This window comes from Thermosyntropha sp., from assembly GCF_017656155.1.
Classification (GTDB): Bacteria; Bacillota; Syntrophomonadia; order Syntrophomonadales; family Syntrophomonadaceae; genus Thermosyntropha.
The window spans coordinates 94,445-110,371 of record NZ_JACDOH010000003.1; the positions used below are offsets into that span (position 1 = coordinate 94,445).

At 37.8% G+C, this 15,927-nt stretch carries 12 protein-coding genes; 4 read left to right on the forward strand and 8 right to left on the reverse strand.

Annotated features, from left to right (window positions below; all coding sequences use genetic code 11):
• Nucleotides 1-67 precede the first annotated feature (67 nt).
• Entirely contained in the window at nt 68-973 is a 906-nt protein-coding gene (locus H0Z36_RS04035) for a diaminopimelate dehydrogenase (protein WP_296863964.1), read from the reverse strand.
• Between the two features lie 250 nt (nt 974-1,223).
• Between H0Z36_RS04035 and H0Z36_RS10640 the strand changes: the two genes are divergently transcribed.
• Complete coding sequence (locus H0Z36_RS10640) at nt 1,224-1,331, forward strand: IS3 family transposase (RefSeq protein WP_366508858.1); 108 nt, start codon at nt 1,224-1,226, stop codon at nt 1,329-1,331.
• Between the two features lie 46 nt (nt 1,332-1,377).
• Here the strand turns inward: H0Z36_RS10640 and H0Z36_RS04040 are convergent, their stop codons facing one another.
• From H0Z36_RS04040 to H0Z36_RS04050, 3 genes are all read right to left on the reverse strand, one after another.
• Nucleotides 1,378-3,210, reverse strand: coding sequence for an acyl-CoA dehydrogenase (locus H0Z36_RS04040; protein WP_296863965.1), 1,833 nt, complete (start codon nt 3,208-3,210; stop codon nt 1,378-1,380).
• Nucleotides 3,211-3,404: 194 nt separating this feature from the next.
• Nucleotides 3,405-5,294, reverse strand: a complete 1,890-nt coding sequence (locus H0Z36_RS04045) for an acyl-CoA dehydrogenase (RefSeq protein WP_296863966.1) — start codon at nt 5,292-5,294, stop codon at nt 3,405-3,407.
• 398 nt (nt 5,295-5,692) lie between these two features.
• Complete coding sequence (locus H0Z36_RS04050; RefSeq protein WP_296863967.1) at nt 5,693-7,528, reverse strand: acyl-CoA dehydrogenase; 1,836 nt, start codon at nt 7,526-7,528, stop codon at nt 5,693-5,695.
• A gap of 398 nt (nt 7,529-7,926) precedes the next feature.
• Here H0Z36_RS04050 and H0Z36_RS04055 point away from each other — a divergent pair, with 398 nt between their 5' ends.
• Nucleotides 7,927-8,583, forward strand: coding sequence for an acetate uptake transporter (locus H0Z36_RS04055; protein ID WP_296863968.1), 657 nt, complete (start codon nt 7,927-7,929; stop codon nt 8,581-8,583).
• 60 nt (nt 8,584-8,643) lie between these two features.
• Here H0Z36_RS04055 and H0Z36_RS04060 read toward each other — a convergent pair whose 3' ends face one another.
• Complete coding sequence (locus H0Z36_RS04060; protein ID WP_296863969.1) at nt 8,644-9,603, reverse strand: stalk domain-containing protein; 960 nt, start codon at nt 9,601-9,603, stop codon at nt 8,644-8,646.
• A 569-nt stretch (nt 9,604-10,172) separates the two neighbouring features.
• On the opposite strand from H0Z36_RS04060, the gene H0Z36_RS04065 reads away from it, so the two are divergent.
• Both H0Z36_RS04065 and H0Z36_RS04070 read left to right on the forward strand, forming a co-directional pair.
• Nucleotides 10,173-12,008, forward strand: a complete 1,836-nt coding sequence (locus H0Z36_RS04065; protein ID WP_296863970.1) for an ATP-binding protein — start codon at nt 10,173-10,175, stop codon at nt 12,006-12,008.
• Between the two features lie 151 nt (nt 12,009-12,159).
• Entirely contained in the window at nt 12,160-12,990 is an 831-nt protein-coding gene (locus H0Z36_RS04070) for a DegV family protein (RefSeq protein ID WP_296863971.1), read from the forward strand.
• Nucleotides 12,991-13,023: 33 nt separating this feature from the next.
• Here the strand turns inward: H0Z36_RS04070 and metF are convergent, their stop codons facing one another.
• The 3 genes from metF to H0Z36_RS04085 form a co-directional block, all read right to left on the reverse strand.
• The gene (metF, locus tag H0Z36_RS04075; protein ID WP_296863972.1) at nt 13,024-13,893 is read right to left on the reverse strand and encodes a methylenetetrahydrofolate reductase [NAD(P)H]; all 870 of its coding nucleotides are present in this window, start codon (nt 13,891-13,893) and stop codon (nt 13,024-13,026) included.
• A 111-nt stretch (nt 13,894-14,004) separates the two neighbouring features.
• Entirely contained in the window at nt 14,005-15,270 is a 1,266-nt protein-coding gene (icd, locus tag H0Z36_RS04080) for an NADP-dependent isocitrate dehydrogenase (protein ID WP_296863973.1), read from the reverse strand.
• A 135-nt stretch (nt 15,271-15,405) separates the two neighbouring features.
• Nucleotides 15,406-15,906, reverse strand: a complete 501-nt coding sequence (locus H0Z36_RS04085; protein WP_296863974.1) for a 3-isopropylmalate dehydratase small subunit — start codon at nt 15,904-15,906, stop codon at nt 15,406-15,408.
• Nucleotides 15,907-15,927: the final 21 nt, after the last annotated feature.

Genomic DNA, 15,927 nt, shown 5'->3' on the forward strand with positions numbered 1-15,927 from the left:
AAAAAAAAAAGCAAAGGAAGTTTGACCAACCCCTTTGCTGTCTATCCTTCACTTATTTTACTTCATTTTATACAAACCTGCGGATAATATCATCAAGATCGCCGTATATATAATCTATAATCGGAATCTGAATCATGGTATAGGCTCCTGGCTTCTGTTTTACGCTAGCCCTAGCTGATGCCACCATTATTTGAGCAGTTAATGCCGGGTTATTTATACGCATGGAGAAGCTTAAAAGCTGATTATGAGTTGCACCCGACACACCTTTTCTTTCCATCAAAACCCCATGTCCCATGTCGATAAGCTCATCAACATTTGCTACCTGAATAACATGGGTTTCATCCTTTACAAAATATGGATCTGTCTTTATAGCATTTTCTACGGTTTTGAAATCTGCTCCTTCTTCCAACTCCACATAAACCATGCGACGGTGAACGCTGGTTCCTAAAGGAATAGTCATAGAAAGAGCATTTTTAACTCCGGGAACTGCCTTAACAGCAACCGAATGGCCCATGCTCATGCCCGGACCAAAATTAGTGTAGGTTATGCCTTTAGGTGCCATAAATTCAAACATGCAACGCACCATAGAGTCGGTTCCCGGATCCCATCCAGCTGATATTACAGCTACTGAATTATGTTCTTTTGCCACCTTATCCAAATCCTTGCGCAAATCAGCCAGTTCACCGTGAATATCATAACTGTCTACCGTATTAATTCCTAAAGCTAAAATTTCTTTGGCATATTCCGGTACAGAACGGGTAGGAGTACATAATAAAGCTACCTTGACTCCATCTAATTCTTTAATTGAACCTACCACCGGAATATCAGCCAATTCTGCCGGCTTTTCACCCAAAGAGGAAGCACGGCGTACTATCCCTGCAAGTTCCATGTCAGGAGCAGCTTTTACTGCTTCTAAAGCAAACTTTCCTATATTACCATAACCAACAATAGCTACCTTTATCTTTTCGCTCATACAACTCCTCCTGTTTTTTTAATTTTATTTTATAAGTATACATACGAAAAAATAAGTCCACAAGATTTAGAAAAGCGATGTACAGTATACATACCTTTTGGGTATTATAAACGTCAATTTATCTTTTCCTACAATAATCTTTAAACTTCTTCTCCATAAAGTGGACATATAAAGGTAAAATAAAAGGTAAATATCTATTTACAAAACTTATAAAACGAAATAAAGGCGAAGGATAAACTTCTCTTTTATCATGCAAAACCTATTTTACAACACAAAAAGATTACAGAAAAAATTAAAAGGTCTAGCTCCTATGGAATTTAGAAGCCAGACCTCCATAGCTTTTTTTCTGTTTACTTAACAAGGAAAGTTCACCAAAAAAAGCAAGGCTGCCTCTTCATTCACTTTTAATATTCAAAAATCTCCACCGGTGCATCAATTACAGAGGTATCTCCGGATTTCATAATTTCAGCTAAAGACCATACATAAGGAACTGTGTTCATAAGATAATATCTTGCAGCAGTAACCTTACCAGCATAAAAACTGTAATCATAATGATCTGATCCTAATTCTTTCATCTTGGCATCTGCCAGGAGAGCCTGAGATAAAATCAGCATACCGCAGTATAAATAAGAAGTTGCAGTCAAAATCCGGCGCGCAAAAGTAGGCACCAAACCAAACTGTTTATTGGCAAAGGCCTGTCCCACTGCCATTTGAATTTCTCCATAAGCATTAAGGGCTTTTTCGAGATTGGCAAATTCTTTTTCAAAACCAGGGGTATTCTTGTTTGCTTCTACGAAATCTCTTATTTCCTGAATAAAGCTTGCAAAAGGCTGTCCTTTTTTCATAGTCCATTTTCTTCCGATTAGGTCCATTGACTGAATATAGTTGGTTCCTTCCCAAATTGAATAAATCTTGACATCACGAGCTGCCTGAGCAACCGGATACTCTTCACAATACCCATAACCACCATAAGTCTGGATACATTCCGCAATTATTGGCCACGCCTCATCAGATGCATGAGCCTTTACCAAGGGAGTCAAAATAGCGACCATATCTGCCGCCTTTTCGCGGACTGCCGGATCTGGATCATGTTCTTTCATATCTACATAGTAAAAAGCCTTAAATATCATAGCCCTTATTGCTTCAGTATGAGCTTTGGCATAAAGTAACATCCTCCGGACATCTTCATGTTCAATAATGCGAACCCGGTCACCTTTTGGATTAGTAAGAGGTCTTCCCTGGATTCTTTCTTTTGCATATTCAGCAGCATTAAAGTAGGCATTGGCTGCAACGGCAAGAGCGGCATGTCCCGTCCCTAAACGCTCTTCATTCATCATCTTGAACATCTGAGCCATGCCTTCGCCTCTACCTTCATTTTCCAATGGATTAGCACCCAAGAGCCAGCCCCGACAATTGCCGTTTTCGCCAAAGCTTAAAGCTGCTGTACTCGAGCCATGCTGCCCCATTTTATGTTCTATACCTACACACTGAACATCATTATCTTCCAAAGTTCCATCTTCATTTACCCAATATTTCGGAACAACAAAAAGTGAAATGCCTTTAGTTCCAGGAAGAGCTCCCTCTACCCGGGCTAAGAAGAGGTGGACAATATTCTCAGTCATATTATGTTCTCCACCAGTTATAAAAATCTTGGAGCCTTTTATTTTGAAAATACGCGGATGTTCGGTAGGATAAGCCTTTGATAAAATATCTCCAACATCAGAACCAGCTGTAGGTTCAGTTAAGCACATGGTACCTGCCCATTCGCCGGAAAACATCTTGGGCAAGAACATTTCTTTAAGCTTTTCATCTCCAAAAGCCTGAATAAGCCCTGCTGCTCCGGTAGTTAAAGCGAGATAAGCAGCCCAGGTCGGATTGGCTGAAGCTATCATTTCCTGAAGAGCTGCATAGACTACATAAGGTATAGTTCCTTCTGCATTTTCATCAATATTAGCAGTGCCATAGCCGTTTTCCTGAATATACTTGAAGTTCTTAGCAAAAGATTCCGGCACATATACCTTACCGTTTTCATATCTTGCAGGTTCCTTCTCCCCATCATCGTTGCTAGGTGCTATCATGTCTCGGCATATTTTATAGACTGGATCAATTATCATGTCAATATCATCTTTGGTGTAATAATCTTTAAATTTGTCATAAGCAAAAATCTTTTCTGTATCCAGCCATTCTTTCAGGACAAACATAACATCCCTGGTCTTATAAGCCCAATTAAATGCCATCAAAAACCCTCCCCAGTTTATTTTTATGCTGTATTGATATATTTTCTAGAATATTATCATAAACCCTTTTAAATTCTGAAATTTAAATTTTCTAAATTTTTTATTTACAGTCGGTAATTTTAACTGATTACTGTTTTTCGCATAAAAAAACCCCTCAAAGGGGCATCTAAAGGAATGTATACTCTTGAATTTATTTAATATTCAAAAGCCTCTAAAGGAATATCAACGGCTGAACTATCTCCATCTTCTACAATATCCGCAACCGCCCAGACATTTGGCACAACATTACGCAAATAATATTTAGCAGCCATGACTTTTCCTATATAGAAGTTATAATCATAATGTTCAGGGCCAACTTCAAGCGCCTTTTTAGCAGCTACCAGTGCCTGATCCAATATACATCTTCCTGCATAAAGTTGTGAAGTAGCGGTAAGTATCCTTCTTGCATATAAAGGCATCATGCCATACTTCTTTTCCGAAAAATATTTTCCTATGGCTGCTTGAATCCTGCCATAAGCTTCTATTGCCCTGCCTAAAATGATAAACTCTTTATCCAGGCTTAAGTCAATTCCTCCGTTGTTTTCCTTAGCAGCAGCTATTTCTTTTACTACTTCGCTTTCTTTATTAACCTCATAGAAATCACGAATTTCTTTAATAAATTCGGCAAAAGCCTGCCCTTTCTTCATCATCCATTTGCGTCCGATAAGATCCATAGATTGTATATAGTTGGTTCCTTCCCAAATGGAATAAATCTTAACATCTCGGGCAATCTGAGCTACCGGATACTCTTCGCAATAACCATATCCACCATAAGCCTGGATAGCTTCTCCAATAAGCCACCATGCCTCATCAGAGGGATAAGCTTTACAAAGCGGAGTAGTAATCTCAATAAGGTCACTGGCCTTTGCTCTCTTTTCCGGATCAGGATCATGCGCTTTTACATCTAGAGCAAAAAAGGTTCTGTACATCATAGCTCTCATAGCTTCAACATGCGCTTTGCCCATCAGCAAGGTTCGCCGTATATCTTCATGATTTATAATTGCAACTCTGTCTCCCTTGGGATTAGTTATAGGTCTTCCCTGGACTCTTTCTTTACAATAATCTCTGGCATTGTAAAAAGCATTGGCTATACAAGATAAAGCCATATGTCCTGTTTCCAATCTTGCTTCATTCATCATATTAAACATCTGGGCCATGCCTTCACCCAATCCGTTATTATTTAACGGATTTGCTCCTATGAGCCAGCCGCGGCAGTTTCCGTTTTCACCAAAGCTCAATGCAGCAGTACATGAACCGTGTTGGCCAAGCTTGTGCTCTACACCAGTAGTTTGCACATCATTATCCTCCAAGGTTCCATCAGGATGGACCCAGTATTTCGGAACTATGAAAAGGGAAATCCCCTTGGTTCCTTCAACCGCCCCATCAACCCGGGCTAAAACCATATGAACTATATTTTCGGTAAAATCATTATCCCCACCGGTTATAAATATTTTATTGCCTTTGATTTTGAAAATGCGCGGATTATCAGTAGGATAAGCTTTAGATAAAATATCCCCTACATCAGAGCCGGCAGTAGGTTCTGTCAAACACATCGTTCCTGACCATCTTCCATCCATCATTTTAGGTAAAAACATTTCCTTTAAATCGTCATCGGCAAATTTCTGGATAAGCCTTGCAGCACCAGTAGTTAAAAGTATATAAGGAGCAAAAGTAGGATTGGCGGCATTAAACATTTCCCATACCACTGAATGGATTATGTGCGGCAGTATCATAGAATCTTCTGATTCATCAACATTACTGGTTCCCCAGCCTTCCTTTTGCAGCTTTTTGAAAAGCGGCCCAAAAGATTTGGGAAGAATAACTTTACCGTTCTCAAATCTCACCGGATTTTGGTCTCCATCTTCGTTTGTGGGACCAATTAATTCTTTTGCCATTTTTAAACAAGGTTCTAAAATCGAATCTACCTCTTCTTTTGAATAATAATCACGAAACTTTTCATAAGAAAAAATTTGTTCAGTAGGAAGCCATTCTTTAACTATAAATTTCAAATCCCGCGTATTACTGTACGCAAAATTAGCCGCCATATTTTACACCCCTCTTTAGAATAATATGACTACCCCATTAATCCCCCCAATAAATTAAACAGCACTATTATCTTCTAAATCTCTTCTGTTGATAAACTTTTTTACTTTTTTATCTCCCCCCTTTCAAATAATTCAAATTTTTTAATTTTTCTCACAACTATTCTATGAAATACAATTTAATTATAATTCATATTATTCTATATTTTCTTCTTATTTCCTGCCATTTTTTTAACATAATTTTTGTGCAACAAATTATCTTATAATCCTATTAGATTTATTTTGTTTTAAAATAATTCCACTTTTATAAAAGTTTGAATTTTCATAACTTTATAGAAAATAACAAGGGCAGGTTCTAAAAAACCTGCCCCAAATAGTATTTTTTCAATTAATCACCTGGCCTAGTAAATAGTAAGGGCTCCTTCCTCTACTTCGATAACTGAAATATCTCCATCTTTTATAATATCTCTTATCATAAACAGATGCGGCAGTATATTATGAATAAAGTATTTAGCAGCCATTACTTTACCCTGGTAGAATGCATAGTCATAGTGATCTTTGCCGTATTCTTCAATTTTCTTCTGAGCCACCAAAGCCTGACTTAAAATTACATGAGAACATGCCAGATCGCCAGTTGCCCTTAAAATTCTGGTGGCATATAAAGGCATCATATATGCTTTGCCTTCACCAAAATATTTGCCAATAGCAGATTGAATTTCACGATATGCATTTACTGCATCTTTTAAGACAGCCATTTCTTTTTCCAAACCAGCTGCATTGGCATTTTCTTCAGCAAATTTTTCAATATCAGCCAGCCATGCAGCAAATACTGCACCTTTGCCCATCATCCATTTGCGCCCTACCAAGTCCATGGACTGGATATAGTTGGTTCCTTCCCAGATGGAATAAATCTTAACATCGCGGCAAAGCTCAGCAATGGGGTATTCTTCAGAATAACCATTACCACCAAATACCTGCATAGCTTCAGCACAAAGTTCCCATGCCCTATCAGAACAATAAGCTTTAATAATGGGAGTGGCAATATCAATCACGCCTTGAGTTCGCTTTCTCTCTTCTTCATCTTTAGTATTATGAAGGACATCAAAGTACCAATAAGTCCTGAAAATCAAAGCGCGCATTGCTTCTACATAGGCTTTGAGATCCAGCAGCATTCTTCGGACATCTTCATGTTTAATAATCGGAACCCGATCAGACTTAGGATTAGTGAAAGGACGTCCCTGAATTCTTTCAGTAGCATAATTAGCTGCATTGTGGAATGCAACTGCCGTTTCAGAAAGAGCAGCATGTCCTGTCTCCATACGGGCACCATTCATCATCTGGAACATCTGAGCCATTCCTTCGGCATTACCTTCAGCATCAGGCGGATTACCCAAAAGCCAGCCGCGGCACTCATTATTTTCACCGAAAGACATGACACAGGTAGCCGACCCTTTTATTCCCATCTTATGCTCAATACCTACACACTGAACATCATTAGGTCCCACAATATTTCCGTCATCATCCACCCACATCTTGGGAACAACAAAAAGTGATATCCCTTTAGTTCCCTTTTTAGCTCCTTCCACACGGGCTAGAACCAGATGAACTATGTTTTCAGTAATATCCTGTTCTCCACCGGTTATAAAACATTTGGTTCCCTTTATCTTATAAACCCCTTCCTGCTCGGTAGGAATTGCCTTGGTTAAAAGGTCTCCCACATCCGAACCTGCATTAGGCTCGGTCAAACACATGGTTCCAGCCCACTCACCGGTAAACATTTTTTCTGCAAAAAGCTTTTTAACCTTTTCACTTCCAAAGTTTTGTATCAGTTTTGCTGCACCAGCTGTTGCAAGAACATAAGGCATAAGAGCTGCATTGGCTCCTGCAAAATACTCTCCACATGCACGGAATAAAGGTTCTGGAAGTCTTCCTTCATATTCCACCCATTCATTGGTAGCGCCCCATCCATTTTGCTGCAAGAACCAGTAGGCATCTTTAAATGACTGCGGAACTGTAACCTTGCCATCTTTAAATACTGCCTGGACAGCATCATTATCGTCTCGGCTGGGAGCTACTACTTCCTTTGCCACCTTGAGAGCCTGTTCTAAAATCATGTCAATATCATCGATGCTGTAATAATCTTTATAAGCATCAAAAGATAAAATTTTTTCCATATCAAGCCATTCTTTTAAAATAAACTTATGATCCCTGGTCGAATATAAAAAATTAGATGCCACCTTTATACCCCCTCCAAATTAAGCAGTCATAGTCTAGAAAATACTCATTTTTTTGACAAACAGCCTTTTCCATCACCCCCAGCCAGCTGTTTCTCCTGCAATTACTCAATTACTAACCTTTGTCAAATTATCTACTTATTTTATTATAGTAATTTCAAAGATAATTTTAAACCCTGAAGGTTATAGTAAAAAAATTCTTAATATAACAATATTTCAATATCGTTTTTTCGGTGTAAAAATTTCAAAACATGATAGGATTTAATCGTAAAATGTTGAATATATACGTGGAATATTAATATAAATTATTTTTATGATGTAAAAAAATATCATTTAGGGGGGTGATCACTAAAAATTTTTAATCATATCCTATTTTTTATAAATAAAAGGAGGTAAAATTTATGTCCAACCTGCAAGAGGTGAAGGTCCACGGACACATTCAAAACGTAGTAGCCAACCCATCTCCCCTTGGACTATTTGGTTTGGCAATTGTAACTCTTGTGGCATCATCTGCCAAGCTTGGATTCACTCAAGGTACTGCTTTTATTATTCCCTGGGCTATTTTTTTAGGAGCATGTGCTCAACTAACCGCAGGCTTGCTCGATTACAAACATAATAATACCTTTGGCGCTACCGCTTTTTGTGCTTATGGATTTTTCTGGCTGGGTATGGCGTTAAGCTGGACTGTCTCAAACTGGTGGGCAAATGGAATTATAATTGATCCTCATCAAATGGGATATGCCTTCCTCGGATATTTCATCTTTACACTCTACATGACAATAGGCGCTATGGGAACCAATAAAGTTTTATTCATTATTTTCTTCCTTATAGACCTGCTTTTCCTGGGATTATTTATGAGCACCCTCGGTTGGGGCGGTCATCTGTGGCACCAACTGGCGGCATGGTCTGAACTGGGTATTTCTATAATGGCTTTTTACGGTTCTGCCGCTACTGTCCTTAACAGCCATTATGGAATTACAGTGCTTCCCGTAGGATCCCCATTTGGTTCTTTAGCTAGAGCAGCAGAATCTGTCCAGTCACGCAACATTGCATCTTAATAAAAAACATTTTGAAAACAGCCGTTTGCAATCAAAGCTGTTGCAAACGGCTGTTACACATTAAAACCCATTGCTGGCTTGCAGTTCTGCTTTTAAGCGTGCAATTTCTATTTTTAACTGTTCATTTTCTATCTCAAGAGCCCGTAAACGGCTATCCTGCTCATAACCTGTTCCATTTATCTCCGTTTTTTTGATACTTAAGGCTTTTTTATAATAATCATTTAATATACTTTCTCCATAACCATTACCAGGAACTGCCCATCTGCCGTTTAAATCACTCCAGGTTTTAGCCGTTCCTCTCTTAACTAAAATAAAGCGCGGATCAACTAGTTTTTTCCCCGATGGCAATGGAGCATCAGTTGCATAAGCATAAAGATGCTGAATATGGGCTTCTACCCCCACTGCAGGCGAAGCAAAAAAAGCTCCATGCTTACCAGGTTCATACCATACCAATGAAGGGTCGGCTCCATTTAAACTCTCTTCACCCGTTGCCGGTCTTCCCGTAGCAGCAAGGCCGCAGTAGTTGTTTTGAACAGGTTCTACCAGCCCTCCAAACTGCCACCACCCGGTTTCTTTGGCTGCCTGACAAAAGGCTATATCTCCCCGGATACCGTATTCTTTTCCTATTTGTAAATATAAATCAACCAGATCCGGGGCAGAAGGATTATTCTGTTTTAAAAGCTGACGCAACTGATCAGCTGTAGCTACCGATTCCCCCATTATAGGTATATCTGCCTCAATAACAGCAGGAGGATAAATCTCATTTTGCCCTCCGGTTATGTAAACTCTGTAATTTTCACCATCCCATTCCACATTAAATCCTAAAGTCTCAGCTATTGCCCTTACAGGAAGCATAGTCCTTCCGCTTATTATCTGGGCAGGAACATCTGACTCTACCTTTTGGCCATTAACAAAAACCTCCAGGACATTTTCCGCATTGACAGGATATGAACTCAAAAAAAACATCAACGACAGCACTATCCCCAATCCTGTTCCGATTAAAAAACGACTGTCCTTCACTATCTTGGCACCTCCGATTTAATCTGACTTTTTATTTAATTCATCATCACCTCCGTTAATCCTTTGTAAGAAAATGGTCATTTTAAAATTTGTCTTAATTTTTATATGCTTTAAACCTTAAATTTCTTTCAAATTAAGTTTCGCCTTATTTTGCACATTCAAGAGCAAAATGAACCTTAAAATCTTTTAATTCAACATGTTTATGCAAAAATTTTCCATGTATCACATCAAGATAGGACAAGTTTTTTAAGTTTTATGTTGTATCTTATATTTACCGCCTATTTTAGCTGTTTTGTAGTCTTTTTTCGGGGAGGACTAAGATAATGTCAAAAAAAATTATATATTTTTTGCGCAAATACTGGTTAATAACTTTTTTATTAACAACTTTAACTTTAATAATTGTTGATACTCAAACACTCTTCTTACACCACAAAACCTTAATTCATATTTTAGAGATTATTATATCTGTTACATCAATTTGCATAATTTTATTATTTCTCTTACATTTGATAGTTTCGATTTTAAGGCATAAAAAAAATGAACTTTACATTAAACTAAAAACCAGATTCATGCCTATAATATATCAGGATCATATATTGGAAAATGTTCAGGAAAGCATCATCGCCGTTGCACTAAATAAAAACAATGATATAGTCTATATGAATGAACAGGCCAAAAAAATCTATGGCAACCTGAAAAAAGGCGATTTAGAAGTGCTGCAAACTAAACTCTCCCTATCTGAGGAAGAATTAAAGGAAATAAAAAAGCAAATAACTTCCGGGCAAAAATGGCAGGGACAAAAATGGCTTAACACAGAAACGAAAAAAAGGTTGTTACTTCATAAAATAAGTCCATTATACAGCTCTTCTCATCTGGAAGGTTTTTTAATAGTTTCCAGCGACATAACAGAATTTATTGAAAAACATACAGAAGCAGAAACAGCTAATATCAGCAAAAGTTTATTTTTAGCCAATATGAGCCATGAAATAAGAACCCCCCTTATCGGTGTTTTAGGAGCGGCAGAACTTTTAGCTAAAACCGATTTGGATGTCAGGCAGCAGGAACACCTTTCAATTATTCGCCGTTGTGGAGAAGAAGTTTTGAATATAATAACTGAGATTCTAGATGTTGCCAAAATTGAAATAGGTCTGCTGCAGCTCAATAATAAACCCTGCAATCTGTATAACCTCTTTGAAAATATAATTTCTATTGTTAAGCCTTTAACTGCTGAAAAAGGCCTTAAACTAGAATTTAACCTTAATTTCTCTTCCTGTACTGATGCGCTTGTAGACCAATTAAAACTGCGCCAGGTTTTATCACACATTCTTTTTAACGCAGTAAAGTTTACTCATAAGGGCAAAATAAGCATCCATGCTGAAACAAAAATACGCGATAATTATAAAATCTTTTTGTATGTAGCCGTATCGGATACCGGAATTGGCATACCTGAAAATGAACTTAAAGACATTTTTAATCCTTTTACTCAGGTCGATAATTCGAGTACGCGCAATTATGGAGGAACCGGTCTCGGTCTTTATATATGCCATAAATTGATTGAAATCATGGGGGGAAATGTTGATATTCAAAGTTCAATAGGCCACGGCACCACTGTAAGTTTCACTATTCCACTAACTCCGGCAAACACCCGAACATCCATTACATCTTTTGAGGGATTAAAAACCGACAATATCATGGAAACAGACAATCAAATAGAATTTTTTCCACCTACTGTTCTTTTAGTAGAAGACAACAATCTAAACCAAAAAATTGTTGCTGAAATACTTTTGAATTATGGATTCGAAGTGGTAACTGCCTCTAATGGTTTAGAATGCCTTAACCTTCTGCAAAAAGAAGATTTTGATATTATTCTTATGGACATGCAAATGCCCTTGATGGATGGCTATGAAGCAACCCGACTTATTCGTCAGGATGAAAAATGGAAAAATATACCCGTTATTGCTATGACTGCTCATGCTATAACCGGTGACCGCGAAAAATGTCTGGCGTGCGGGTGTACTTCATATATAGCCAAACCTTTTAAATCAGAAGATCTGATTTCTGAAATTAAAAAACACCTTAAAACGCCAGTTACTGATAGAAAAAAACGTCCGGTTCGCCTCAACCTGTTTATGAACGAACTTATGCCCGAGTTTTTTGCAACTTTAGGAGAAATGTTAGAAGAATTAGACGCATGTATAGCAATAAAAGATATTGAAAAAGTCCAAAGTATAAGCCATGATATAAAAGGAACAGCAGGAATGTATGATTTCAATCAAATTTCTGAAACAGCAGCACAAATGGAGCAAGCTGCACGCAGGCATATATGGGAAGATATATATATCCTGCAACAAAGGCTATATAATCTTTATCAGGATAGTAAAGCTAATTTCTCTGAAGTTTCCTGATTTTAATGCTGGCTTATATCTAGACAGCAAAATAATATAATTGTAAACTTATTAAGTATAATTTTTTAAAAGATTTACACTAAAATTTTTAACCTATATTTAAGGGCATAATACACAATAAAGAACTAATACGAATTACAGGTGTGATGTTATGAAGCTTATAATTACTGACAGTACAGCCAGCCTTCCTCCTGGTTTTGCAGAAAAAAACAATGTAGTAATTGTCCCTTTAAAAGTTAACATAGAAGATAAATCACTGCGCGAAGGAATAGACATATCTAACCGGGAATATTATAGACTTTTGCGCAGCAAGCCGATTTTCCCTCAGACTTCTCAGCCGGCAGCCGGAGATTTTTTAGATATATTTCGCACTTTAAAACCAGGAGACGAAGCTTTAGCTATTTTAATTTCTTCCCAAATTTCCGGAACCGTCCAGGCTGCAACCATTGCCAAAGATATGCTTAAAAACAATAAAGCACGCATAGAAATATTTGATTCACTTTCTACTGTTGTAGGACTTGGTTTTCAGGTTATGAAAGCCTGTGAATTAGTTAAAGAAGATTTTCCATTAGATAAAATAATTGAAGAATTAAAACTTATTCGCCATAAAACTAAAATCCTTTTCATAGTAGATAATCTAGAGTACCTAGCACGTGGAGGCAGGATAAGCCATGCAGTCAAAACCTTAGGTAATCTCCTCCAGATTAAACCTGTGCTTTCTATAATTCAAACTGGAAAAATAGAGGTTTATGACAAAGTAAGAACCAAAAAGAAAGCTGTAAAAAAAATAATAGAAGAATTCAAAAAAGAAGCTGATACTGCCGAACTCCTGTCGGTAGTACATGTTGACAATCCACAGGAAGCAGAAGAAATATATAAAGAAATAAGAAACTTTTATTCCGGTCCTAGTATAATAACCGAACCTGGTCCAGTAATAGGATCGCATGTAGGACCAGGAGCAGTAGGGCTGGCATGGCATTAAAAAAGCTGAACCTACAGAAGGTTCAGCTTTTTTTTAGGCTAATCCCACATTTTTGACAATCTGGGCAATTTGTTTTGACTTATTCATAGTATACAGATGAACTCCACATACTTTATTTTCCAGTAAATCACTTATCTGTTCACTCGCATAATCAATGCCTGCCTTTTCCATATCGTCAGTTTTACGGCTGTATTTTTCCACCAAAGCCAAAAGCTTTGACGGAATCGAAGCTCCCCCCGACAAATAAATCATCCGCCTTACCTGTTTGGAATTCAGCACCGGCATAATTCCTGGAACAATAGGGCAGCTAATATTCAGAGCCGCAGCTTTATCCATAAAATCGTAAAAAAGGCGATTGTCAAAAAACATCTGGGTTATTAAAAAATCCACCCCTTCATCTACCTTTTGTTTTAAATACTTTAAATCCTCACTAAGCCTTTTACATTCCCGATGCCCTTCAGGATAAGCCGCTGCTGCAATCCCGAAATCATACACTCTTTTAGCATCCCTGATAAGTTCATAAGCATAGCGGTATTCCTGATTGCTGTAGTCAAAGTCGGGATCATCGTCGGGAGGATCCCCCCTTAAAGCTAAAATATTATGAATATCTTCCTTAATTAACTGATTTAAAATCTCTTCTACTTCTTTTCTGGTATGGCTTACACAGGTAAGATGCGCTAAAGGCTCAATCTTATAATCTTTTTTAATTCGGGAAGCAATCTCTACGGTTCTTCCCCGGCTGCTCCCCCCTGCTCCATAAGTTACGCTTATAAATTTGGGATTTAAAACGCGCAGTTCTCCAATCGTTTCGAAAACCGTATCTAAAGGATAATTTTTCTTGGGGGGAAAAATCTCCAAAGAAAGAACCGGCGCATCCTCTTTATAAAATTCACATATCTTCAATTTTCCCCACCCCTGTATTTTAAATTATTCAGCTTTACTGGTTGCTTATTTAAAATAAAACTCCTCTACCTCTAAAAAATCAATCTGTATTTTGCAACAAGAACAAAATCCCTACATATTAGCTATCAAGGCATCAGCAAACTGAGAACATTTGACTTCTGTTGCCCCTTCCATCAAGCGGGCAAAATCATAAGTAACTATCTTCTGGGCAATAGTCTTTTCCATAGCGGATATAATAAGATCTGCAGCTTCATTCCAGCCTAAATGACGGAACATCATTTCTCCGGAAAGGATTACCGAAGATGGATTTACCTTGTCTAAACCTGCATACTTGGGAGCAGTGCCATGAGTAGCTTCAAAAATTGCATGACCACTTACATAGTTTATATTAGCTCCGGGAGCTATTCCTATACCTCCTACCTGTGCCGCCAACGCATCGGAAATATAATCTCCATTTAAATTCATGGTAGCAATAACATCAAATTCGCGCGGCCTGGTTAATATCTGCTGCAGGAATATATCGGCAATAGTGTCTTTAATTATAATCTTGCCAAGGGCTTCTGCTTCTTTCTGGGCCTCGTCTGCCGCTTTGCTTCCTTTTTCTTCTTTTATGCGGTCATATTCATTCCAGGTAAACACCTTTTCTTTATACTCCCGTTCAGCCAATTCATAGCCCCAGTTTTTAAAAGCACCTTCCGTAAACTTCATAATATTGCCTTTATGCACTAAAGTTACGCTCTTGCGGTTATATTTAATAGCATATTCAATAGCTGCTCTTACCAATCGTTCTGTTCCTTCCTTAGAAATTGGTTTTATACCAATGCCCGAAGTTTCCGGGAAGCGGATTTTATTAACTCCCATCTCCTCCTGTAAAAACTTTATAAGCTTTTTAACTTCCTCTGAGCCCATGGGATATTCTATACCGGCATAAATATCTTCCGTATTTTCCCGGAAAATAACCATATCTACATCTTCCGGCCTTTTTACTGGTGAAGGAACCCCGTTAAAATAGCGCACTGGACGCAGGCAAACATAAAGGTCTAACTCCTGGCGCAAAGCTACATTAAGAGATCTTATGCCTCCTCCAACCGGAGTAGTAAGGGGACCCTTAATTGCAATTATATATTCCCTTATTACATCTAAAGTTTCTTTAGGAAGCCATTCTCCAGTGGTATTAAAAGCCTTCTCCCCTGCTAAAACTTCTTTCCAGACTATTTTTTTCTTTCCACTATATGCCTTTTCCACTGCTGCATCTAAAACCCTCGAAGCTGCTGCCCATATATCAGGGCCGGTTCCATCCCCTTCAATAAACGGAATAATTGGATTATTAGGAACATTCAATACCCCATTCTGCACTGTAATTTTTTCGCCCATCATCAACACTGCTCCTCCTTTTTATAAAATTTTATATTCTTAAATTTTATAATTCAACTTTTTTTGGTTGTAAAACCGTTTACTTGCATACAATATTCATACTCCTTATAACACAAACAGGGGGTAAAATCCCCCTGTTTAATCAAATTTAAAAGTGCCGTATTTCTTGAAATGTTCAACTAAACCGCCGTCAGACAGTATTTTTAGCATTACCTTAGGTAGTGGAGTAATTTTAAGTTCAATTCCTTTGGTCAAATTGTATAAAACTCCCTTTTCCAAGTCAATAGAAAGCTCATCTCCCGGATTAATCTGATCAGTATCGCACTCAATTACCGGAAGCCCGGTATTTATGCAGTTACGATAGAATATGCGGGCAAAAGATTTGGCCACTACCGCGCTTATTCCTGCATTGATAATAGCTAAAGGAGCCTGTTCCCTTGAAGATCCGCAGCCAAAATTTTTTCCTGCTACAATAAAATCGCCCGGAGTAATTTTAGAATAAAAATCCGGATCTAAATCTTCCATTACATGTTTGGCCAATTCTTTCATATCCAAAGTTTTGAACTTATAGCGCCCTGATATAATATAATCGGTATTTACATCATCACCAAATTTATGTGCTCTTCCTCTTAAATCCATCTTTCTTCTTCTAAGCCTCCC